The sequence below is a fragment of the Flavobacterium nitratireducens genome (genome assembly GCF_029625335.1).
GTDB classification, from domain to species: domain Bacteria; phylum Bacteroidota; class Bacteroidia; order Flavobacteriales; family Flavobacteriaceae; genus Flavobacterium; species Flavobacterium nitratireducens.
This window is the reverse complement of sequence record NZ_CP121111.1, coordinates 21,288-45,713: the sequence shown is the minus strand read 5'-3', so window position 1 is coordinate 45,713 and position 24,426 is coordinate 21,288. Positions and strand designations below refer to the sequence as shown.

Here is a 24,426-nt window from a genome sequence, read left to right as displayed (position 1 = left end):
AAAGCTTGCCTGATTTTTTTTTTGCATAAATTTCGCTTTTAACAATTATTAATTATATTTGATTGTATGGAAAGAAAAACAAGTCAAATAACCCTAATTTACTTACTAATTGCCTTTGTTTTGGCGATTTTTCTTTATAAACTCTCCCAGCTTTTTCTAAATCCCGAATATTACCTAATTTTCAATCTAGTAAAGGATTTTACTTTAATTATAATTACAGCTTTTGCATTCAAAACTATATTAAAGAACAATGAAACAAAAAGCAAAAACATCTTTGAAAAACTAGAGAATACCAATAATGAAATTAAAGAATCCAATGAAAAATATGACATTGTAGCAAAAGCGACCAGTGACACTATTTGGGACTGGAAAATACAAGAAGATAAATTAAATTGGAGCAAAGGAATAAAAGCTGTTTTTGGCTACGAAAAAGGACAAGTTGGAGACAGTTCTAGTTGGTGGTTTGGAAACATCCATCCCGAAGACAGTATTAAAATGTCAATAAAACTCTATTCATTTATTGAACAAAAAACAGAAAAATGGCAAGATGAATATCGTTTTAGATGTGCTGATGGTTCTTACAAATATGTTTTAGATAGAGGTTTTCTTTTGAAAGATGAAAACGGCAAAGCGATTAGAATGATTGGAGCACTTCAAGATATTACTAAACAAAAAGAAGAGGAACTACGATTAAAGCTACTTGAAACAGTAATTTTACAAACAAAAGAATCAATTGTTATTACAGAAGCAAATTTCAACAAGCGATCACTTCCAAAAGTAATATACGTAAACCCCGCTTTTACTACAATGACAGGGTATACATCTGACGAAATAATCAACAACTCTTTAAATATTTTAAAAGGTCCAAACACTGAAAAAACCATTTTAAAAAGAATCTTTGAAATCATCCAAAACAAAGAAGAAGGTTTACTTGAAATTAGATGCTATAAAAAAGACAGAACAGAATTTTGGTTGCGCTTTATAATGATTCCTATATATAATACCGAAAACGAATTATCGCATTGGGTATCGATACAAAGAGATGTAACAGATGAGAAGAATCAAGAAATAGAAAAAGAACAACTAATTAAAGAATTAACACAAAACAATAAGGATTTAAAACAGTTTTCTTACATAACCTCTCATAATTTACGAGCACCAATGTCTAATTTAGTTGGGCTTTTAAATCTGATTGAAGATATCGAAATTGAAGATCAAGAACTAAAAGAAATCCTTGATGGCTTTAATAAATCAGCACATCTACTAAATGAAACAATTGAGGATTTAACAAAAGTTATGATCATAAAAGACAATGTATCTATCCAAAAAGAGTATGTATCTTTGAAAGATATATTTGATAATGTTTTTAATCAATTAACAAATCAAATAGAAATATACAATCCTATACTTAAACTAAACCTTGATAGTGTTGCCGTATTAAACACTAACAAAGCTTATTTGGAAAGTATATTATTAAATTTACTAACAAATTCACTAAAATATAGTTCCAAAGATAGAGTTTTAAAAATTTCTGTTATCGCTGAACAAATTGAAAACAGTGTAAAACTCATCTTTAAAGACAATGGAATCGGTATCGATCTTAACAAAAATAAAGACAAAATTTTTGGTTTATATCAAAGATTCCATGACTACCCTGATAGTAAAGGATTAGGATTATACCTTGTTAAATCTCAAGTAGAAGCTATGAAAGGAAATATCAGTATTGAAAGTCAAGTAAACAAAGGAACAACAATTACATTAACGTTCAAAAACAATTAACATGTTAGATTTAATCCTGTGTGTAGATGATGACCCGATCACTCTAATGTTATGCAAAAAAGTTATCATAAAAAAATCTTTTTCAAATAATATTGATTCAGCAAAAAATGGAGAAGAAGCTTTACAATATTTTGATTCAATTATAAACGAAGGAGGTAAGGAAGTACCACAACTAGTTTTTCTTGATTTAAACATGCCTGTAATGGATGGCTGGGATTTTTTAAACAGTTTTAATACCGAAAAATATGCAAAAGTATCTACTAAAGTAGTCGTATTATCATCAACTATCGACCCCGAAGACCATGAAAAATCAAAACAATACCCTATGGTCATTGATTTTTTACCAAAACCAATTACGACAGAAATACTGAGTTATCTACAAGAAAAGCTTGAAAACCAACAACAACCCTTATAATTGAATTATAATTTTAAAACACAACTAAAAATATAAAAATTCAATCCATAAATAATTTGTATTGAGATTAATCTAAAAGAAAATCACAACAATTTATCCTACCTGAATTACTTAGTAATAAAAAGACAATCTATACTAATTACTATAAATCTTAAATACTTACCTATATTTAAACATCAAACCCTATCCAAAAATGGATAGGGTTTGATGGTTTGCAAAATTTATTTCAAAAATTTGATTATACAATTTGCAAAAAAAAGTATCTATAATCAATTCTGGAATGTATATAAAACAAGAAAGCCCAGCTTTTACAAGCTGGGCTTCACTAAAGAAAGGCGACGACATACTCTCCCACAAAATGCAGTACCATCTGCGCAGGCGGGCTTAACTTCTCTGTTCGGGATGGGAAGAGGTGAGCCCCGCCGCAATAACCACCTTAAGGTTGTTCGTTGCTTGGGCAACTTTTAATCATTAATTATCAATTATAAATTGTTAATTATCAATTAAACAATACTTTAACATACTGAGATAAAGAATTTTAATTCATTTAGAAAGTTTCCCCTCCCCCGCCGTGGCGGGGAAGGTGATTTGTACATAAGCTTACGGATTATTAGTACTACTCGACTATGACATTACTGCCTTTACATCTATAGCCTATCAACGTGGTCATCTCCCACGATCCTTAAAAGAAATCTCATCTTGTGGTGGGTTTCGCGCTTATATGCTTTCAGCGCTTATCCCTTCCAAACGTAGCTACTCTGCAGTGCCCCTGGCGGGACAACAGATACACTAGAGGTTTGTCCAATTCGGTCCTCTCGTACTAGAATCAGATCCACTCAAATTTCTAACGCCCACAGTAGATAGAGACCGAACTGTCTCACGACGTTCTGAACCCAGCTCGCGTGCCACTTTAATGGGCGAACAGCCCAACCCTTGGGACCTTCTCCAGCCCCAGGATGTGACGAGCCGACATCGAGGTGCCAAACCCCCCCGTCGATATGAGCTCTTGGGGGAGATCAGCCTGTTATCCCCGGCGTACCTTTTATCCTTTGAGCGATGGCCCTTCCATGCGGAACCACCGGATCACTATGCTCTACTTTCGTACCTGATCGACCTGTATGTCTCTCAGTCAAGCTCCCTTATGCCATTGCACTCTTCGCACGGTTACCAAGCGTACTGAGGGAACCTTTAGAAGCCTCCGTTACTCTTTTGGAGGCGACCACCCCAGTCAAACTACCCACCAAGCAATGTCCCCCGCAGTGCGGGGTTAGGCCTCAGATAAACAAAGGGTTGTATTTCAACAATGACTCCACAACGCCTGGCGACGCCACTTCACAGTCTCCAACCTATCCTACACATCATTTATCCAAGGTCAATACTAAGCTATAGTAAAGGTGCACAGGGTCTTTTCGTCCCACTGCGGGTAAACGGCATCTTCACCGTTACTACAATTTCACCGAGCTCATGGCTGAGACAGTGTCCAGATCGTTACACCATTCGTGCAGGTCGGAACTTACCCGACAAGGAATTTCGCTACCTTAGGACCGTTATAGTTACGGCCGCCGTTTACTGGGGCTTCAATTCAATGCTTCTCCGAAGATAACATCTCCTCTTAACCTTCCAGCACCGGGCAGGTGTCAGGCCCTATACTTCATCTTACGATTTTGCAGAGCCCTGTGTTTTTGATAAACAGTCGCCTGGACCTCTTCACTGCGGCCCTGATTACTCAGGGCGACCCTTCTCCCGAAGTTACGGGTCTATTTTGCCTAATTCCTTAGCCATGAATCTCTCGAGCACCTTAGAATTCTCATCCCAACTACCTGTGTCGGTTTACGGTACGGGTACTAAATACCTGAAGTTTAGAGGTTTTTCTTGGAAGCCCTTAGGCGCACTATCACTTCAACCGAAGTCTCTGTGTACTATCGTATTTCACCAGTTCCTGCGCATTTAACTACAGGACCTATAGCTAGGTACTTTAACGAACTATTCCGTCAGTTCGCGGCGCTTTCATCACTCCGTCACCCCATCACAGTATTTAGTAGTACGGGAATATTAACCCGTTGGCCATCGACTATCCCCTTCGGGTTCGCCTTAGGTCCCGACTAACCCACAGCTGATTAGCATAGCTGTGGAAACCTTAGTCTTTCGGTGTGCGGGTTTCTCGCCCGCATTATCGTTACTTATGCCTACATTTTCTTTTCTAACCAGTCCAGCATGCTTTACAACACACCTTCAACCCTGTTAGAATGCTCCCCTACCACTTTGTATTACTACAAAATCCATAGCTTCGGTAATATGCTTATGCCCGATTATTATCCATGCTCGTCCGCTCGACTAGTGAGCTGTTACGCACTCTTTAAATGAATGGCTGCTTCCAAGCCAACATCCTAGCTGTCTGGGCAGACAAACCGCGTTCTTTCAACTTAGCATATATTTGGGGACCTTAGCTGATGGTCTGGGTTCTTTCCCTCTCGGACTTGGACCTTAGCACCCAAGCCCTCACTGCTGAGAAACATTATATAGCATTCGGAGTTTGTCAGGAATTGGTAGGCGGTGAAGCCCCCGCATCCAATCAGTAGCTCTACCTCTATATAACTTTATGCTCAGCGCTGCACCTAAATGCATTTCGGGGAGTACGAGCTATTTCCGAGTTTGATTGGCCTTTCACCCCTACCCACAGGTCATCCGAAGACTTTTCAACGTCAACCGGTTCGGTCCTCCACTGTGTGTTACCACAGCTTCAACCTGCCCATGGGTAGATCACACGGTTTCGCGTCTAACACTACTGACTAAAGCGCCCTATTCAGACTCGCTTTCGCTACGGATCCATACCTGAAGTACTTATCCTTGCCAGCAACGTTAACTCGTAGGCTCATTATGCAAAAGGCACGCCGTCACTTCACGAAGAAGCTCCGACCGCTTGTAAGCGTATGGTTTCAGGATCTATTTCACTCCGTTATTCACGGTTCTTTTCACCTTTCCTTCACAGTACTGGTTCACTATCGGTCTCTCAGGAGTATTTAGCCTTAGCGGATGGTCCCGCCAAATTCAGACAGGGTTTCACGTGCCCCGCCCTACTCAGGATACCACTATTCTTTACATTCATTACTTATACGAGGCTATCACTCTCTATGGCTCTACTTTCCAGTAAATTCTAATTCTTCATGCAAGAAATGTCGTGGTCCTACAACCCCAACATTGCCGTAACAACATTGGTTTGGGCTAATCCGCGTTCGCTCGCCACTACTTACGGAATCACTTTTGTTTTCTTCTCCTCCGCCTACTTAGATGTTTCAGTTCAGCGGGTTTGCCCACCTATCGGTGTACTATGTCTTCAACATAGTGGGTTGCCCCATTCGGATATCTACGGATCAAGTCTTGTGTGCAGATCCCCGTAGCTTTTCGCAGCTTATCACGTCCTTCTTCGCCTCTGAGAGCCTAGGCATCCCCCATACGCCCTTATTTTGCTTATTGTACTTATAATTATGCCTAATGATAAACATAATTACGTGTTCTTTCTACTTTTTTAATATTTTTATCTCAATATGTCAATGAACTTTAATCAGTTTTAAGATTTTTGTATTAAGTATTAAGACTTATCCTTATACTTTGTACTCTTATCTCTGTACTTCTTGGTGGAGAATAACGGAGTCGAACCGTTGACCTCCTGCGTGCAAGGCAGGCGCTCTAGCCAGCTGAGCTAATCCCCCGTATCTAGTTGTCAGTTAACAGTTATAAGTTAACAGTTTTTTGAAACGGTTCACTTTAAGTGTAACTCAACCTCTAAAATTTCCTATTTAAGTTTAAAAAGTAGTCCCGGGCAGACTCGAACTGCCGACCCCTACATTATCAGTGTAGTACTCTAACCAGCTGAGCTACGAGACTCTGTTTTTTACTTAAATTCTTTATTCTTTTTTTTAAATTAACAGCAAGAGTAATACAATCTTAATTTTTGACCTTTAGTACCTTTTCATCTTTATCCTTAGCCTGCACTTGGCTAAAACTAAGGCTCTAGAAAGGAGGTGTTCCAGCCGCACCTTCCGGTACGGCTACCTTGTTACGACTTAGCCCTAGTTACCAGTTTTACCCTAGGCAGCTCCTTGCGGTCACCGACTTCAGGCACCCCCAGCTTCCATGGCTTGACGGGCGGTGTGTACAAGGCCCGGGAACGTATTCACCGGATCATGGCTGATATCCGATTACTAGCGATTCCAGCTTCACGGAGTCGAGTTGCAGACTCCGATCCGAACTGTGACCGGCTTTATAGATTCGCTCCTGGTCGCCCAGTGGCTGCTCTCTGTACCGGCCATTGTAGCACGTGTGTAGCCCAAGGCGTAAGGGCCGTGATGATTTGACGTCATCCCCACCTTCCTCACAGTTTGCACTGGCAGTCTCGTTAGAGTTCCCGACATGACTCGCTGGCAACTAACAACAGGGGTTGCGCTCGTTATAGGACTTAACCTGACACCTCACGGCACGAGCTGACGACAACCATGCAGCACCTTGTAAATTGTCTTGCGAAAGTTCTGTTTCCAAAACGGTCAATCTACATTTAAGCCTTGGTAAGGTTCCTCGCGTATCATCGAATTAAACCACATGCTCCACCGCTTGTGCGGGCCCCCGTCAATTCCTTTGAGTTTCAGGCTTGCGCCCGTACTCCCCAGGTGGGATACTTATCACTTTCGCTTAGCCACTGAAGTTGCCCCCAACAGCTAGTATCCATCGTTTACGGCGTGGACTACCAGGGTATCTAATCCTGTTCGCTCCCCACGCTTTCGTCCATCAGCGTCAATCAATTAGTAGTAACCTGCCTTCGCAATTGGTATTCCATGTAATCTCTAAGCATTTCACCGCTACACTACATATTCTAGTTACTTCCTAATAATTCAAGTCTAGCAGTATCAATGGCCGTTCCACCGTTGAGCGATGGGCTTTCACCACTGACTTACTAAACCGCCTACGGACCCTTTAAACCCAATGATTCCGGATAACGCTTGGATCCTCCGTATTACCGCGGCTGCTGGCACGGAGTTAGCCGATCCTTATTCTTACGATACCGTCAAGACATTACACGTAATGTTGTTTCTTCTCGTACAAAAGCAGTTTACAATCCATAGGACCGTCATCCTGCACGCGGCATGGCTGGTTCAGACTTGCGTCCATTGACCAATATTCCTCACTGCTGCCTCCCGTAGGAGTCTGGTCCGTGTCTCAGTACCAGTGTGGGGGATCTCCCTCTCAGGACCCCTACCCATCGTAGCCATGGTAAGCCGTTACCTTACCATCTAGCTAATGGGACGCATGCTCATCTTTCACCGTTGGAACTTTAATAGTGGTTTCATGCGAAACTGCTATACTATGAGGTATTAATCCAAATTTCTCTGGGCTATCCCTCTGTGAAAGGTAGATTGCATACGCGTTACGCACCCGTGCGCCGGTCTCTGCCGATAAATCGGCATACCCCTCGACTTGCATGTGTTAAGCCTGCCGCTAGCGTTCATCCTGAGCCAGGATCAAACTCTTCATCGTATATTGTTTGAACTTATAAAAGTTCTTGTTTTATATTGACTCCAAGTTACTATCGGTTTATTCAAATCTCGCGATTCTATTACTCTTATTTTATTTGTCCCGTTTTTAAAACGAGACGGCTGTCAATTCAATATGTCTAGGAACGTGTCTTTTTGTTTTTCGCTTGTCTCTCAAAGCGGCTGCAAAACTACAACTTATTTCTTTACTCACAAGAAAAATTTAAAGTTTTTTTTTCGATTTATTTACCGAAACTTAACTCCTCTTCTCTTGTCAATATTTCAAATAACTTTGCACTTTTGCGGGGTGCAAATGTAAATCGCTTTTTCAAATCTCACAAGCTTTTTTGAAACTTTTTTTTCAAACTTTCGTCCGAATCATTCTTCTTAGCCTGCCAGTATTTAATAGAACGTTTTCGCTGTTGCGGGTGCAAAAGTAGAACCTTTATTCGATTAAACAAGACCTTTTTGAAACTATTTTTGGTTTATTTTTTAATCAACTGATAACATGAAGTTTAATTTTTAAGAAATTTTCGGTTTTGTAGGAATTTGGAGTTTTAGACATTATTTTAACCGCAAAGAGCGGAAAGTTTCTTAGCAAAGAACACTAAGAAAAAACAGATATTACTATACTTCATAGTAGAAAAGGAGATTTTAAACAAATAAAGAATATAAAGGATTTTACACTATATATAATAGTAGAAGCTTCATTTTAAACAACTGTCCTAGCCCTGACTCTGCCTGCCGGCAAGGTAGGCAGTAGCAGTATCCTATTATGGTAACTACAGCAGATACAAGAGATAGAGCAGACAGAAGGAAATAGCTTCTTAACAACAGAACTAAACCACTCTACACTAAAAGTACAGAGGTTTGTTTAACGAGAGACTGAAAACCCTTCATTTCTTTCATTCGAGAATGAAATTTGAATTATCATCATTATCTTTTTTTTCTGTGATGCTCCAAATATTCATTCACCATTTTATCAGTTATATTCCCAGTACTCCAAACTCCATAACCACTTGCCAAAAATATTAACCCCAATATCGTTCTTTCAATTCAGGAAATCCCATCTGTAATTTTCGAAACGTTCTTCATTTAAAACTTTTTAAAATTGAACTGACATTTTGTTTGAGCACATATTCAATATACATACGAACATGATCAAAACCTACAACTCCTTTTAAAACTTCAATTCCTTCTGCTTCACAAATTTGTATCAAAATTTCACGGCAACACTTTTGAACATCTCCTTTATAAATTAACTAGATTATCTGCTTAATCCCCAAGTTTCGAACTCAACCCCTCAATTGCGTTACGATTATTACAAGTACAAAAAAAGCCTTCTTTTTCAAGAAGGCTTTCGAAATATCTTAAAATTTTATGACTACAATTTATTAACAAATTTAGTTAATTTAGATTTTAGGTTAGAAGCTTTGTTATCATGAATAACATTCTTTTTAGCTAACTTATCAATCATTGAGATTACAGTAGCTAACTTAGCAGTAGCATCTGCTTTATCAGTTGCTAAACGTATAGCTTTGATAGCGTTACGTGTAGTTTTGTGTTGGTATCTATTTAATACTCTTTTTTTCTCGTTGCTTCTAATTCTTTTTAAAGCTGACTTATGATTTGCCATTTTAATTTTTTTTAATTGTAATAATTATTTTAAACTATTAGCTAAAAAAGAAAAACCTCCCACAATCACATTATACAAAGCAATCACTTTGGTTTTAACTAATAAAACACACATCAGAGACACTTGACATTTGTTTCATAAAACTATTTCACAACTAATTTTGTAGTCCGTAGGGGAATCGAACCCCTGTTACCAGGATGAAAACCTGGCGTCCTAACCCCTAGACGAACGGACCAAAAATTCCTCTGAGTTAAGTCAAACAATTTATTCTTAACAGAACAATTGTAGTCCGTGGGGGAATCGAACCCCCCTTACCAGGATGAAAACCTGGCGTCCTAACCGATAGACGAACGGACCATAATTCCTTTTAATAAAACAGGAACTGTATTCTCAATATTTCAATCTGTAGTCCGTGGGGGAATCGAACCCCCCTTACCAGGATGAAAACCTGGCGTCCTAACCGATAGACGAACGGACCATTGCGTTACATTATGCAGTGCATTTCTGTATTGCGGTTGCAAAGATACAACTGTTTTTTAATTGCGCAATAGCTATCTAAAAAAAAATATTTTTTTTAATATGCCTTAGCAAAAAACACTCTTCGAGTAGACGTTTTTCCAGTAAATACGCAGGTTCCCGACTCTTCTACCCCATCCAAAGGTATACATCTTATGGTTGCTTTAGTCAACTCTTTAATCTTCTCTTCAGTTTCAGCAGTACCATCCCAATGAGCTGATACAAAGCCTCCTTTGTTCTCTAAAATATCTTTGAACTCTTCAAAGCTATTTACTTCAGTAATATGAGTCTCTCTATAATCTAATGCCTTATTAAACAAATCCGATTGAATTTGTTCCAATAATTGCGCTACAAATTCAGCAATTCCTTCTTTAGATTTGACTTCTTTAGTCAAAGTATCTCTCCTCGCAACCTCATAAGTTCCATTTTCAAGATCTTTTGGACCAACAGCAATTCGAACAGGAACACCTTTTAACTCCCATTCTGCAAATTTAAATCCTGGTTTTTGAGTTGTTCTGTCATCAAATTTCACAGAAATACCCAATTTACGTAAATCAGCTATTAAATTATCTACTTCAGCCGAGATAGCTTTTAATTGATCGTCTGATTTATATATAGGTACAATCACAACCTGAATTGGAGCCAAATTAGGAGGCAAAACCAAACCTTGATCATCAGAATGCGTCATTACTAAAGCCCCCATCAATCTAGTAGAAACTCCCCAAGAAGTTCCCCACACATATTCCTGCTTTCCTTCGGCATTAGCAAACTTCACATCAAATGCTTCAGCAAAATTCTGTCCTAAAAAGTGAGAAGTACCTGCTTGAAGCGCTTTACCATCCTGCATTAAAGCCTCAATGCAATAGGTTTCAACAGCACCAGCAAATCGCTCTGATTCGGTTTTTACTCCTTTAACTACAGGAATAGCCATGAAATTTTGTACAAAATCAGCATAAACATTCATCATTTTCTCTGATTCCTCAATCGCTTCTGCTTTTGTAGCGTGAGCAGTATGTCCTTCTTGCCATAAAAACTCAGCTGTTCTTAAAAACAAACGAGTACGCATTTCCCAACGCACTACATTAGCCCATTGATTAATCAATAATGGTAAATCTCTATACGATTGTACCCATCCTTTGTAAGTAGACCAAATAATAGCCTCACTAGTAGGACGTACAATAAGCTCCTCTTCTAATTTAGCATTTGGATCAACAATTAACTTTCCAGGTTTTTCTGGATCATTTTTTAATCTATAATGAGTTACAACAGCACATTCTTTCGCGAAACCTTCGGCATTTTTTTCCTCAGCTTCAAACATACTTTTAGGAACAAATAATGGAAAATACGCATTTTGATGTCCTGTTTCTTTAAACATTCTATCTAATTCTCTTTGCATTTTCTCCCAAATTGCATAACCGTACGGTTTAATTACCATACAGCCTCTAACTCCTGAATTTTCGGCTAAATCAGCTTTTACAACCAGCTCATTATACCATTTTGAATAATCTTCTGATCTTGTAGTAAGGTTCTTACTCATATTGAATATTTTGGCACAAATTTTGTTTTGTTTTATTTAACTAAATAGTTTGGCAAAACTAACTATTTTTGTAATGTGCAACAATAAAAAACCCATCAGATATGAAAACAAATATTTTTTCATCACAAAACGTGCAGAAATATCTATATTTTGCATTACTAAGCCTTTTTATGGTTTCATGTGGTTCTTTTCAAAATAGTTCTTATTATGAAAGCGATGGAATTTATACTGCCGACAACTACCAACCTATAGAGAGGAACACAGCATCAAGTGAATACTACAAAAATTATTTCAATTCGCTACAAAATGATGCCGAATCATCTGATGCTTTTACAGATATCGATAACTATAATAGCTTTGACTCAAATACGGATAACAATTCCGAAATAAGTTATGCTGGATGGGGAAATAATAATACCGACCCAATAATTAATATCTATTCTAACAACTGGGGATGGAATAATTGGGGTTGGAACAACTATTGGGGCGTTAATAACTGGGGTTGGAATAATTGGGGCTGGAACAACTATTGGGGATACAATAATTGGGGCTGGAATTACGGATTTGGTTGGAACAACTGGGGATGGAATAACGGCTGGGGATATCCTTATTCTTACGGATGGTATAATTATCCTTATTATAATAATCGTCCATACAGAAACACCTATTCATCATACGCTCCAAGCAGAAGATATGAAGCAGTAAATTCTAGAAGCTACAATACGACTTCCAGAAATTACTCTACTAGCAGGAGTTATACAAACGACAGAAACTATTCAAACGATAGACAAAGAACCTATTCAACTAGCAGATTCAGCAATTCAAGAGACAATAGCAATTTTAATACTAGAAGAACCTATAGTGCTCCAACTAACACTTCTGAGTCTACATCTAGAAGAAATAATACACAAAGCCAAAACAGCAACTATTCCAGAAACGATAGCTACACACCTACAAGATCATACAGTAGCCCTTCTTCTTCCTATGGAAATGGTAATAGCGGAAGATCTTATGGTGGAGGAGGCGGAAGCAGTAGCGGAGGTACTTCTAGATCTTCAGGAGGAAGCAGACGATAAACAGCTCACCCAACTTCTACTATTAAAAATTCAACTATGAAAAAATATCTATTCATACTATTAGGGCTTACTTTTAACACTATACAATCGCAAGAAGTTGTAAGCGGATTGCGATATGCTCAGGACAACACAACAGGTACTGCTCGCTTTAGAGCAATGAGTGGCGCATTTGGTGCTTTAGGTGGCGATTTATCATCTATAAATGTAAATCCTGCTGGAAGTGCTGTTTTTTTAAACAACCAGCTCGGTTTTTCTTTCAGTAATTTTGATATCAAAAACAATTCAGAATATTATGGAAGTCAATTAACTGGCAAAAAAAACGCACTTGATCTAAATCAGGCAGGTGGTGTTTTTGTATTCAAAAATTACGACCCAAAAGCAAATTGGAAAAAATTCTCATTAGCAATAAACTACGAGAACACCAATAATTTTAACAACACAACCAGAACATTCGGTACTAACCCAACCAATTCGGTAGCTAACTATTTTTTAAGTTATGCTAATGCTAATCCTGCTAAAAATCAAGCAGGAATTCCATTAGGCACGCTAAAACAATACAATTATTTTGATTTTAACTATGTAGATCAACAAGCCTATTTAGGATATAGAGGATACTTAATCAATCCTATCTCAGATACTGATGATAATGTAGAATACATTTCAAATGCACCAGTAGGTACCTCTCCAAACAATAGCAATTACTATCAAGAAAACACTATTATTTCTGAAGGATATAACGGAAAACTTTCCTTTAATGCCGCTACCTCATACAAAGACATATTGTATCTTGGTTTATCGTTAAATTCTCACTTTACAGACTTCAGACAAAACACACTTTTTTATGAAGACAATGGAAATGCTAGTAATTTTGACGACCTAAAAGCCGTTTCTTTTGAAAATAACTTGTATACCTTCGGTTCTGGTTTTTCATTTCAACTAGGGGCTATTGCTAAAATCAATAATGAATTACGTTTAGGAATTTCATACGAATCACCTACTTGGAACAAATTAAACGATGAATTAAGACAAAATCTTATTACTACAACCTACATAACAGCAACTACTTCGAATACTAATGACCCCAATTCGGACGGAACAGTAGTATACAACGATTACAAACTAAAAACACCTGGAAAAACTACTGGAAGTATGGCGTTAGTTTTTAATAAAAAAGGCTTGATTAGTTTTGATTACAGTTACAAAGACTACAGTAAAATTAATTATTCCATTGAAGATGATAGTAGAAACCGATTCATCAATTCGGATATTGCTAACGAATTAACTGCCGTTTCAGAAATAAGAATTGGAGGTGAATACAAAATTGAAAGGCTTAGTTTAAGAGGAGGTTACCGTTTTGAAGGCAGTCCGTATAAAAACAAAAGTACTATGGGCGACCTAACTGGATATTCTGCTGGTTTAGGGTATAATTTCGGTGGAACAAAAGCCGATTTATCCTATGCATATGCTAAACGAAATTCAAATCAGGGTTTCTTTAGTCAAGGTTTTACTGATGGAGCCAATATTAATTCAATAAACAACACAGTAACATTCACCCTTCTATTTGAATTATAATTCTTTCAAAATATATCGATAACATCAACCGTCTTGTCTTTTTTTAAAACATGACGGTTTTTTTCAACTAAAAATGTAAAAGGGAAAAAGCATCAACTGAAAAAAACCTATATTCTTTTAAAAATTAGCAGAAAGTAGATTATGAAAACTTGAAATACGAACAATACTCAATGCCATCAAGACAATTTGAAAAAAAAACGTAATTTTGCCATCCAATTTACATAGCTATGAGAACTAAGTCTTTAAAAAAGAACAAAATAAACGTAATCACCCTTGGGTGTTCAAAAAACATATATGACAGTGAGGTATTAATGGGGCAACTTCGTGCTAATGGAAAAGAGGTTGAACATGAAGCCCCTGCGGAAAAAGAAGGCAATATTATTGTCATCAACACCTGTGGTTTTATTGATAATGCAAAAGCAGAATCAGTGAACATGATTTTAGAATACGCTGATAAGAAAGAAAAAGGCTTAGTTGATAAAGTTTTTGTCACAGGCTGTTTGTCTGAACGCTACCGTCCTGATTTGGAAAAAGAAATTCCAAATGTGGATCAGTTTTTCGGAACAACTGAATTACCACAGTTACTGAAAGCTTTGGGTGCCGATTACAAACATGAACTTTTAGGAGAAAGATTAACAACTACGCCTAAAAATTATGCTTATCTAAAAATTGCAGAAGGATGCGACAGACCTTGTAGTTTTTGCGCTATTCCAATCATGCGTGGAAAACACGTTTCACAACCTATTGAAAAATTAGTTAAAGAAGCCGAAGGATTAGCCAGAGACGGAGTAAAAGAATTAATTTTGATTGCTCAGGACTTAACGTATTACGGTCTTGATATCTATAAAAAAAGAAATCTTGCTGAATTATTAGAAGCTCTAGCAAAAGTAGAAGGAATTGAATGGATTCGTTTGCATTATGCCTTCCCTACCGGTTTTCCAATGGATGTTTTAGAGTTAATGAAAAGAGAGCCTAAAATTTGTAATTATATCGATATTCCGTTGCAACATATTTCTGACTCTATTTTAAAATCAATGCGTCGTGGAACAACCCAAGCTAAAACGACTCAACTATTGAAAGATTTTAGAGCTGCTGTACCAGGAATGGCTATTCGTACAACGCTAATTGTAGGTTACCCTGGAGAAACTCAGGAAGATTTTGAAATTTTGAAAGATTTTGTTCAGGAAATGAAATTTGACAGAATGGGTTGTTTTGCCTATTCACATGAAGAAAACACTCACGCTTATTTATTAGAAGATGATGTTCCGGATGATGTAAAACAAGCTCGTGCTAATGAAATCATGGAATTACAATCTCAGATTTCTTGGGATTTGAACCAAGAAAAAATTGGAAAAACATTTAAATGTATTATTGACCGAAAAGAAGGCGCTCACTTTATTGGCAGAACAGAGTTTGACAGTCCTGATGTTGATAATGAAGTTTTAATAGATGCTAGTAAATTCTATCTAAAAACAGGCGAATTTGCGATGATCAAAATCATTGATGCCACAGAATACGATTTATACGGTGAACCTGCTTAAAAAGCAACTTGACTTTAAAATTTAATTAACATGAAAAAGACACAATTTTTCTTTGTACTAGCGTTACTATTATTATCATTTAATTCTATTCAAGCACAATACGGATACGGCGGTGGTGGATACGGAGGATATGGTGGATATGGAATGGGCAGAAACAGCATGAGCCAAATGAGCCAGCCTGATTCTAAACCAAAAGAAATTCCTGTTGAAGTTACTGTAGGTAAAATTATGGAGAAATTAAAGCCTGAATTAAATCTTGACGAATTACAATCAATTGCAATTGCAAATGTATACACTGACATTATTAAATCGCAAACCGCAATTATTAAAGACGAAAAATTAAGTCAGCAACAAAAATCAGACGAGATTAAAATTCTTTTTGAAGTCAACGAACGTAAAATAAACGAATATTTAAATGACCAACAGAAAGTAAAATTCAAGGCTCTTAAAGAAACCCAAGGAGACAACAAAAAAGAGAAAAGAAAAAATCAAAGAAAGAAGAACAAGAAGCTACTTTAAACAAGTAAATATAAATGATGATTAAACCATTTTGTTATATATTACCCATTGCTGTAATAACAGCTTGCTCTACTAATCCCTATAAAAAGAGTGAAAAAGAATACGATACGAAATTAAAAACACTAAAAGTTCAAATATCTGCCAAAGAACCTGAACCATTACCTATCGTAAATAAAGTAACAATTAGTATTGATAGTGTTTATTCAAAACAGCTATATACTTTTAAAGACAGTATTTTCAAAACAGGACCAACCCAATTAAACAACGGAATTCATACCGAATGGATTAGTGCGGTAAATTTTAATTTACGCAAACCTAATTATATAATCATCCATCATACCGCTCAGGATTCTATCCAACAAACGATAAAAACCTTTACAAAAGAAAGTTCTAAAGTTAGTGCACACTATGTAATAGGAGACAATGGTGATGTTGTACAAATGCTAAATGATTATTTACGTGCATGGCATGCAGGTATAAGTTCTTGGGGAAAAGACACCGATATTAATTCGGCATCGATAGGAATCGAATTAGACAATAATGGAAGCGAACCTTTTTCTGAAGCACAAATTACAAGTTTAATGGCTTTATTAAGCAGGTTGAAAAAAAATCATAACATTCCAACTCAAAACATCATCGGTCATTCGGATGTTGCTCCAACCAGAAAAAAAGACCCTAGTGCTTTATTTCCTTGGAAAACACTTGCAGAAAATGGATTTGGTGTATGGAAAGACGAGGTACTTCCTTTAGCTCCATTAGATTTTAATCCAGAATTAGCTTTACGCATTATTGGGTACGATACAAAAAACTTAAATGCTGCTATTACTGCTTTTAAATTACATTATATGCCCGAAGAAGTCAATGCAGTTTTAGACCAAAATACAATCAATACCATTTATTCCATTTTTCTAAAACAATAATATAAACGGTTACTAATTTTAAAAAGTTCTTTGAGGTAAAACACAAAGAACTTTTTTTATTTACAAACTTCTCGTTAAAAACAGTGCAAAAAAAACTGCCAAGACACATTCGAAATGTACCTTGGCAGTAAAAAAAAAATTATGTTTTATTGCTATTGATTCATTTATTAGAATCCGTAAACCACACCTATTGTAGCTTGTGTAGCTGATTTAGTAGGAGCCATATCAGAATCTAGAAACACATTGTTTTTATTGCTATCTAATCTAAATTCTGGGATAATTGTTAAACCTCCTACTTTGTAATTAGCAGACAAAGTAAAAGCAGTAACCGAAGAATCCATGTTCTCATTACTATCTTCGTACAAGTTTTTATAATCAAAATACTCAGCACGTAATCCTAAAGAGAAACTATCAGATACTGCCACAGATGGATATAATGCAAATCCAGTATAATCATAAGATAATGCGTTACCATGTTTGAAATCAGCAGCATTTAATCCTAACTTAAATTTCTCTGTTAATTGAAAAGTAGCTGTTAAATCAACGATAGTTCCACTTTCAGCACCATCCATGAAATTTAAATAAGCAGAGATTCCTTCGCTTGGAGTTAAAGATAACTGAGCACCAATGCTATTCAAACCTTTTGCAGGATTTGCCATATAGTTATTCCACGTATTATTGAATGCTCCAACCATAATTCCTACTTTATCAGAGATAGCATAATTAGCTTTTACCCCTGCATTTTGGAATGGACCATTAGTAAACAAATAAGATGTTGAATAATGGAAGTTAGCTAAAGGAGAAATTACTTCATATCCAATAAATGTCCCCATATATCCTGCTGTAAAACTCAATTTATCAGTTGCAGCATAAGTGGCATATAAATTTTGAATGTGGAATGAATTAGCTCCTGATTCATCGTAAGTCCCATCTGAATTTGGAATCGATTGATATTGCCCTCTAGGTCCAAAAGAAACCTCACCCACGAAAGAAGTTTTACCTGTTTTTTTCTTTAAAGCGATATCGATCATACCTAAAGAAAGTGAATTTTGATCTGAAGCAAAACTTGTTCCAATATTTCCTGTTTTTGCAAAATCATATTTGTAATATACATCCGCAGAACCTGAAATTTCTAATGGTGTGTCTTGAGCAAATGTCACACTTCCTGTAAGGGCTAGAGCTAAAATAAAAATTACTTTTTTCATGTTTAAAAGTTGTTTTGGTTATTTAAATTATTTTCACATTACAGAAGATATTAACACATTATTCTCAGTTTTTAATACATTTTTAACTTCTTTGCTGAAGCAAATTTATCAACTTTTAGTTTTAGAAAAACGAAAAAACACAACTTTCTGTCATTTTTAGCGCAGAATTATCAAATAATTTGAATCATCAAAAAAAAATACATTTTTTTTATTTTTCAACCCCCAAAAAACAATTATTCATACAGCAAAAAACACAAATACCCCTTAAAAAATAGAGTTAAAAACAAAAAACAACATCAAAAAATACCTAAAACAACACAAAAAAACACAGTTAAAACCAAAACACCCCTATTTTACACAGGGGTAACTATAAATTAAAAATTTTATTTAATTGATAAATCGATAAAAAAACGCTTAATCTAAGCTTTACTCTGATTTTCTTAATAAGATCCGATTAATGCAAAAAAAAGTCAACATAATCGTTGACTCGTATAAATTAAGATTAATAAAAAAAATTGTTGAATAGCTATAGAATACAACGATTCAAGAAGCTATAAAACCAAAAGCCCATATTCTCTGAGTACACTAATAGGTTTTGAATACCAGAACAATTCAAAATCAACTAAGTTTACCTCAAAATCATTTTTTAATTCTTGGAAAGTGTAGATTTTAGTATTTCCTAACTGTATCTTTTCTAGTATTTGTACTAACCACTCTCCTTCGGCTTTATTAGTTTGAATTGTATAACTTTCTTTTTTATCATGGAAAGTCATTACTAATAACTCCCAGGACCTTCCTTTTTTAGTTTTAACTATATGCTCCACCGCAGGTTTTCCTCCTAACCATACAATCTTCGCTGCTGGTTTTGTGCTAAATTGATTTTCATCTTGAAGTGCATCAAAAATAAAATCAGGATGAATCTTTGTTTTAGGTATTTTAAAATCAAACCATTCTTGCAAATCATAATCAAAACAAATTCCGTGCATATAATTAAAGAGTGATTTTTTCAAACCATAGCTAAACTTATCATGATTGATGCCTGTCGAATCTTTGTAATTGATATCATTATTGGCAAAAGTTCCAATTTCTTCACTATTTTTAATCACACCAAATTTTTCTGGATACAATCCTACAGGACTATGAGCCGTCATAGCAAACTGATGCCAAAATCCCGATTGCAAAATACCCGCCTCAAACAATTGACGCACCATTTCAAGACTATCAATTGTTTCCTGTACGGTTTGAGTAGGATAACCATACATCAAATAGGCATGCACCATGATTCCTGCTTCCGTAAAATTTCGGGTTACCTTAGCCACCTGTTCAACCGTAACCCCTTTGTCAATTAATTTTAATAATCTATCCGATGCCACTTCTAAACCGCCAGAAACTGCTATACAACCAGAAGCTTTTAATAATAAGGTTAAATCTCTAGTAAAACTTTTCTCAAAACGAATGTTCGTCCACCAGGTTACTGATAATTTTCGTCTAAGAATTTCTGTAGCTAGCGCTCTCATTAAAGCCGGAGGAGCAGCCTCATCCACAAAATGAAAACCATTTTCTCCGGTTTGCGCCATCATTTCTTCCATTCGATCACATAACAAACTAGCAGCAACAGGTTCATATACCTTAATATAGTCTAATGAAATATCACAAAAAGTACACTTACCCCAATAACAACCATGAGCCATTGTTAATTTATTCCATCGCCCATCACTCCACATACGATGCATGGGATTCACTATTTCGATCACTGAAATGTATTTGTCTAATAATAAATCAGAATAATCAGGCGTACCAACCTGGGATTGCTTATAATCTGGTTTTGTGGAATTGTTTTTATAAACAACTTTCCCCTCTTCTAAAAAAAATGTTCTTTTATAAGAATTGGAATTTGGATTTTCTAAATTAAAAATTAACTCTTCAATTGGAGCTTCACCATCGTCCAAAGTAATATAATCGAAGAACTCAAAAACACGTGCATCCGAAAGCGACCGCAATTCGGTATTGGGAAAACCGCCTCCCATCGAAATTTTGATGTTTGGATAATTTTTTTCACCCATTGCGCCGAACGAAAAGCCGAATATAAATTCCCCGGAAAAGGAACCGAAATCAAAAATAATGTGGGTTGAATGTTTTCAATTCGTTCTTTCAGAATTGAAATAAGTATATTATCTACATAGGTTTGTTCCTGTTGTAAAGCTTCATACAATTCGTCAAAAGAATTCGCACTTCGCCCCAAACGCTCTGCATACCGACTGAAACCAAAATTGGCATCGACACATTCGACAATAAAATCGGAGATATCTTCCAAATACAAAGTAGCCAAATGTTTTGCCTTATCCTGAGTTCCCATCGTACCAAAAGCCCAATCCAATTCTTCTAATTGTGCAAAGCGAGAAGCTTCAGGCAAATAACTTTCCTGGCAAATTTGTAAAGCCAAGGTTGGATTTTTTCCTTGCAAAAAAGCAATAACCGAATCAATCGTTTTGATGTATTCGTCTTGCAAGGCAATAATTCTCTTAGAGTTGTCTGTTGATGGTTGATGGTTGATAGATTTAAACAAATCCTGAAGTCCTTCTTTCGAAAAAATCTTCAAAATCACCTCAATCCCTAAATCTGCCTGAACCGATTCAATATTCTTAGTATTCAAAAAGCCTTTAATATAAGCCGTTGCCGGATACGGAGTATTCAGTTGGGTAAAAGGCGGTGTAATGAGGAAGAGTTTCGGTTTCAAGTGAAAATTATTTTATGCAAAAATAGCGGAAATTTAACTAAGATGACATTCATAATCCATCGTTTTCTATATTTAGGAATAAAATTACTACTTTTAAAAACTCAAAAAGAATACAATGACAATACAAGAATATCTATCTAAAATAAATACACTTTACATAACTGGTAATGCACGTGAACACTCTTATCGTGGCGATTTGCAAAACCTAATTATGGAAATTTTGCCCGATGTTTTAGTAACCAACGAACCTGCTAGAGTAGATTGTGGTGCCCCCGATTATGTACTAACACGCAAGGATGTTCCAATTGGTTATATCGAAGCCAAAGACATTGGAGTGGATTTGACGGATAAAAAATTAAAGGAACAATTTGATCGCTACAAATCAGGTTTATCGAATTTGATTTTTACCGATTACATGGATTTCCATTTTTATAAAGAAGGAGAATTTGTAACTAAAATTGCTATTGCACGAGTTGAAAACGGATTAATTATTCCGCAACCCGAAAATTTTGAGCAATTTACCAACTTAATAAAAAACTTTGCCCAAACCATTTCGCAAACCATCAAATCGCCGACCAAATTGGCACAAATGATGGCAGGAAAAGCAAAATTAATGGCTGATGTTATCGAAAAGTCGTTAAACTATGACGACCAAGAAGGCAAACGCTCCCAAATAAAATCGCAAATGTTGTCGTTTCAACAAATGCTGATTCACGATATCGACAACAAAGCTTTTGCTGATATTTATGCCCAAACTATTGCTTACGGAATGTTTGCCGCACGCTACCACGACCCTAGTTTACCTACTTTTTCCAGAATGGAAGCTGCTGAATTAATCCCAAAATCGAATCCATTCTTGCGAAAACTGTTTCAGGACATTGCAGGATTTGATCTCGATATTCGTTTAACTTGGATTGTGGATGAACTCGTTAACATTTTCTTGGCTAGCGATGTGGCTACGATTATGAAAAATTTTGGTCGAAGCACCAAACAAGAAGATCCCGTGGTACACTTTTATGAAACCTTTTTGGGCGAATATAACCCTGCCTTGCGAAAAGCCCGTGGGGTTTGGTACACGCCACAACCTGTGGTGAACTTTATTGTTCGTGCCGTGGATGACATTTTGAAAACCGAATTCGATTTGCCACAAGGACTTGCCGATACGAGTAAAATAAAAATCAAGAAAAAAGCCGTTACCCAAACTTTAGGCAAAAATGCCAAGATTAAAGAAGTAGAAACCGAAATCGAGGTTCACAAAGTTCAAATTTTAGATCCAGCCACAGGAACAGGAACATTTCTTGCCGAAGTGGTACGACACATTTACAAAAAATTTGAAGGACAACAAGGCATTTGGAGCCAATATGTAACCAATGATTTAATCCCACGCTTGAATGGTTTTGAATTATTGATGGCGAGTTATGCCATGGCGCACCTCAAAATGGATATGCTTTTAACCGAAACAGGTTACAAACCCACAGACGATCAACGTTTTAAAATATTTTTAACCAACTCATTAGAAGAAGCACACCCAGACACCGCAACGCTTTTTAGTTCTTGGTTATCTGATGAAGCTGACCAAGCCAACGCTATAAAACGTGACTCACCCGTAATGGTTGTAATTGGAAATCCTCCTTATAGTGGTGAAAGCGCCAACAAAGGCGGATGGATTATGAACCTTATGGAAGACTATAAAAAAGAACCAGGTGGTAAAGAAAAACTAAAAGAGCAAAATTCAAAATTCATAAATGATGATTATGTGAAATTTATGCGTTTTGGACAACATTTTATTGATAAGAATGGTGAAGGTATTTTAGCTTTTATTAACCCACATGGATTTTTAGACAACCCTACTTTTAGAGGTATGCGTTGGAACTTACTTCAAAGTTTTGATAAAATTTATACTATTGATTTGCATGGTAATAGTAAAAAGAAAGAAACAGCTCCTGATGGTTCAGCTGACCAAAATGTTTTTGATATCATGCAAGGCGTTTCAATCAATCTTTTTGTAAAAACAGGTGAAAAGAAAAAAATGAACTTGGAAAAAGTTTTTCATTATGATTTATTTGGAAAAAGAGAATTGAAATACGATTTTCTTTCGAATAATAATTTAAAATCTATTAATTTTAAAATTATTCAAAATGAAGAACCTATGTATTATATGGTTCAGAAAGATTTTGATTTAAAAAAATCATATGATAAAGGTTTTAAAATTATTGATGTTTTTAATTTAAACTCTTTAGGAATTCAAACTCATCGAGATTCTCTTAGCATCAATGATAATAAAGAATTACTATCAAAAAAAATTAGTGCATTTTATGATTTATCAATCGAAAATGAACAGCTAAAATCAAAATATTTTATAAATGAAAATTCCGAATGGAAATTATCTGAAAAAAGAAATGGTTTTTTTGATAAAAATAAAATAATCCCAATTAGTTATCGTCCATTTGATGATCAGTATATTTATTATGATAAAGGAATTGTAGATAGACTAAGAGATAATGTATCAAAACATTTGATCCATAAGAATAATTTCTGTTTGATTGTTTCTAGACAATGTGTATCCGATTGGAGATATGTTTTTATTTCAACCAATATTATAGAATCTAATTTAACAGGTACGGCTGGGAGATTTGGATCAGGAAATTTTTTCCCATTATACTTGTATCCTGAGAAAACCGAACAACAAAGTTTATTAAACGATAACCCTCGCACTCCTAATCTCAACATGGAAATTGTGAATGAGATAGCAAAAGGGTTGGGGTTAGCATTTACACCAGAGAAAGAAGACGGCAATGTTTGTTTGGCAAATGACAAAGACGTTCGTTCAGAGTTTAGAACCACGTTTGCTCCAATTGATTTATTGGATTATATCTATGCGGTGCTACATTCACCAACCTATCGAGAAACTTATAAAGAATTTTTAAAAATAGATTTTCCGAGAGTGCCGTTTCCGCATCAGATAGGGACAGGTCGCGACCTGTCCGTACAGGATTTCCTGTCCACACAGGATTCCCTGTCCACACAGGAAATCCAAGAGAAATTTTGGCAATTGGTAAAATTAGGGAGTGAATTACGCCAAATTCATTTGCTGGAAAGCCCTGTTGTAGAAAAATACCTTACGCAATATCCCGAACATGGGGATAATGTGGTTACAAAACCAAAATACGAACAACGCAATTATGTAGTGGAAAACGACACCATAACGCACAATGATACTATCGAACCAATAGGGCGTGTTTACATCAACGAGACCCAATATTTTGATAATGTTCCCGAGGTAGCTTGGAACTTTTATATTGGTGGTTATCAACCTGCTCAGAAATGGCTAAAAGATCGTAAAGACCGTGAACTAGGTTTTGAAGATATTTTGCATTATCAAAAAATCATCGTTGCTTTAACAGAAACGGGTAGAATAATGAAGGAAATAGATAAAATTGAAATATAA

11 protein-coding genes, 5 tRNA genes, 3 rRNA genes and 2 pseudogenes are annotated in these 24,426 nt (G+C 36.1%); 8 read left to right on the top strand and 13 right to left on the bottom strand.

All coding sequences use genetic code 11. From position 1 onward, the window contains the following. Positions 1–66: 66 nt before the first annotated feature. Entirely contained in the window at positions 67–1,779 is a 1,713-nt protein-coding gene (locus P5P90_RS00215) for a PAS domain-containing sensor histidine kinase (RefSeq protein ID WP_278035262.1), read from the top strand. A gap of 1 nt (position 1,780) precedes the next feature. After that, positions 1,781–2,194, top strand: a complete 414-nt coding sequence (locus P5P90_RS00210) for a response regulator (RefSeq protein ID WP_278035261.1) — start codon at positions 1,781–1,783, stop codon at positions 2,192–2,194. A 330-nt stretch (positions 2,195–2,524) separates the two neighbouring features. On the opposite strand, the gene rrf is transcribed toward P5P90_RS00210, so the two are convergent. The 11 genes and pseudogenes from rrf to proS all read right to left on the bottom strand — a co-directional run bounded on the left by rrf (position 2,525) and on the right by proS (position 11,408). Next, positions 2,525–2,633 (bottom strand): 5S ribosomal RNA (rrf, locus tag P5P90_RS00205). Positions 2,634–2,784: 151 nt separating this feature from the next. Then, positions 2,785–5,668, bottom strand: a 23S ribosomal RNA gene (locus P5P90_RS00200). 159 nt (positions 5,669–5,827) lie between these two features. Next, a tRNA-Ala gene (locus tag P5P90_RS00195) sits at positions 5,828–5,904 on the bottom strand. A 101-nt stretch (positions 5,905–6,005) separates the two neighbouring features. Further along, a tRNA-Ile gene (locus tag P5P90_RS00190) sits at positions 6,006–6,079 on the bottom strand. 130 nt (positions 6,080–6,209) lie between these two features. Further along, positions 6,210–7,723, bottom strand: a 16S ribosomal RNA gene (locus tag P5P90_RS00185). The 16S, 23S and 5S rRNA genes sit together here with 2 tRNA genes alongside, the layout of an rRNA operon. A gap of 901 nt (positions 7,724–8,624) precedes the next feature. After that, positions 8,625–8,978: pseudogene (gene tnpA, locus P5P90_RS14285) on the bottom strand (IS200/IS605 family transposase); the annotation flags it as partial. Between the two features lie 125 nt (positions 8,979–9,103). Next, complete coding sequence (gene rpsT / locus P5P90_RS00175) at positions 9,104–9,355, bottom strand: 30S ribosomal protein S20 (protein ID WP_278035260.1); 252 nt, start codon at positions 9,353–9,355, stop codon at positions 9,104–9,106. Between the two features lie 163 nt (positions 9,356–9,518). Beyond that, positions 9,519–9,590, bottom strand: a tRNA-Glu gene (locus tag P5P90_RS00170). Positions 9,591–9,640: 50 nt separating this feature from the next. Further along, positions 9,641–9,712 (bottom strand) — tRNA-Glu (locus P5P90_RS00165). 49 nt (positions 9,713–9,761) lie between these two features. Continuing rightward, positions 9,762–9,833, bottom strand: a tRNA-Glu gene (locus P5P90_RS00160). A 96-nt stretch (positions 9,834–9,929) separates the two neighbouring features. Beyond that, complete coding sequence (proS, locus tag P5P90_RS00155) at positions 9,930–11,408, bottom strand: proline--tRNA ligase (protein WP_278035259.1); 1,479 nt, start codon at positions 11,406–11,408, stop codon at positions 9,930–9,932. 101 nt (positions 11,409–11,509) lie between these two features. On the opposite strand from proS, the gene P5P90_RS00150 reads away from it, so the two are divergent. The 5 genes from P5P90_RS00150 (at position 11,510) to P5P90_RS00130 (ending at position 17,036) form a co-directional block, all read left to right on the top strand. Continuing rightward, positions 11,510–12,484: a hypothetical protein gene (locus P5P90_RS00150; RefSeq protein WP_278035258.1), complete on the top strand. Its 975-nt coding sequence runs from the start codon at positions 11,510–11,512 to the stop codon at positions 12,482–12,484. A 36-nt stretch (positions 12,485–12,520) separates the two neighbouring features. Continuing rightward, positions 12,521–14,056, top strand: coding sequence for an OmpP1/FadL family transporter (locus P5P90_RS00145; RefSeq protein WP_278035257.1), 1,536 nt, complete (start codon positions 12,521–12,523; stop codon positions 14,054–14,056). 227 nt (positions 14,057–14,283) lie between these two features. Beyond that, positions 14,284–15,597, top strand: coding sequence for a 30S ribosomal protein S12 methylthiotransferase RimO (gene rimO, locus P5P90_RS00140; protein WP_278035256.1), 1,314 nt, complete (start codon positions 14,284–14,286; stop codon positions 15,595–15,597). A gap of 30 nt (positions 15,598–15,627) precedes the next feature. Next, a complete protein-coding gene (locus P5P90_RS00135; RefSeq protein WP_278035255.1) occupies positions 15,628–16,116 on the top strand; it encodes a hypothetical protein in 489 nt (162 codons plus the stop codon). A 14-nt stretch (positions 16,117–16,130) separates the two neighbouring features. Then, entirely contained in the window at positions 16,131–17,036 is a 906-nt protein-coding gene (locus P5P90_RS00130) for an N-acetylmuramoyl-L-alanine amidase (protein WP_278035254.1), read from the top strand. 167 nt (positions 17,037–17,203) lie between these two features. Here the strand turns inward: P5P90_RS00130 and P5P90_RS00125 are convergent, their stop codons facing one another. Then, a complete protein-coding gene (locus tag P5P90_RS00125) occupies positions 17,204–18,241 on the bottom strand; it encodes an outer membrane beta-barrel protein (protein WP_278035253.1) in 1,038 nt (345 codons plus the stop codon). Positions 18,242–18,792: 551 nt separating this feature from the next. After that, a pseudogene (locus tag P5P90_RS00120) lies at positions 18,793–20,978 on the bottom strand (B12-binding domain-containing radical SAM protein). Positions 20,979–21,093: 115 nt separating this feature from the next. Between P5P90_RS00120 and P5P90_RS00115 the strand changes: the two are divergent. Next, positions 21,094–24,426, top strand: a complete 3,333-nt coding sequence (locus P5P90_RS00115) for a type ISP restriction/modification enzyme (RefSeq protein ID WP_278035252.1) — start codon at positions 21,094–21,096, stop codon at positions 24,424–24,426.

Coding starts and splice junctions, on each gene's coding strand:
- P5P90_RS00125 (WP_278035253.1), bottom strand. CDS start 18,241: ATGAAAAAAGTAATTTTTATTTTAGCTCTAGCCCTTACAGGAAGTGTG.
- P5P90_RS00135 (WP_278035255.1), top strand. CDS start 15,628: ATGAAAAAGACACAATTTTTCTTTGTACTAGCGTTACTATTATTATCA.
- P5P90_RS00215 (WP_278035262.1), top strand. CDS start 67: ATGGAAAGAAAAACAAGTCAAATAACCCTAATTTACTTACTAATTGCC.
- P5P90_RS00115 (WP_278035252.1), top strand. CDS start 21,094: ATGACAATACAAGAATATCTATCTAAAATAAATACACTTTACATAACT.
- rimO (WP_278035256.1), top strand. CDS start 14,284: ATGAGAACTAAGTCTTTAAAAAAGAACAAAATAAACGTAATCACCCTT.
- P5P90_RS00150 (WP_278035258.1), top strand. CDS start 11,510: ATGAAAACAAATATTTTTTCATCACAAAACGTGCAGAAATATCTATAT.
- rpsT (WP_278035260.1), bottom strand. CDS start 9,355: ATGGCAAATCATAAGTCAGCTTTAAAAAGAATTAGAAGCAACGAGAAA.
- P5P90_RS00130 (WP_278035254.1), top strand. CDS start 16,131: ATGATGATTAAACCATTTTGTTATATATTACCCATTGCTGTAATAACA.
- proS (WP_278035259.1), bottom strand. CDS start 11,408: ATGAGTAAGAACCTTACTACAAGATCAGAAGATTATTCAAAATGGTAT.
- P5P90_RS00145 (WP_278035257.1), top strand. CDS start 12,521: ATGAAAAAATATCTATTCATACTATTAGGGCTTACTTTTAACACTATA.
- P5P90_RS00210 (WP_278035261.1), top strand. CDS start 1,781: ATGTTAGATTTAATCCTGTGTGTAGATGATGACCCGATCACTCTAATG.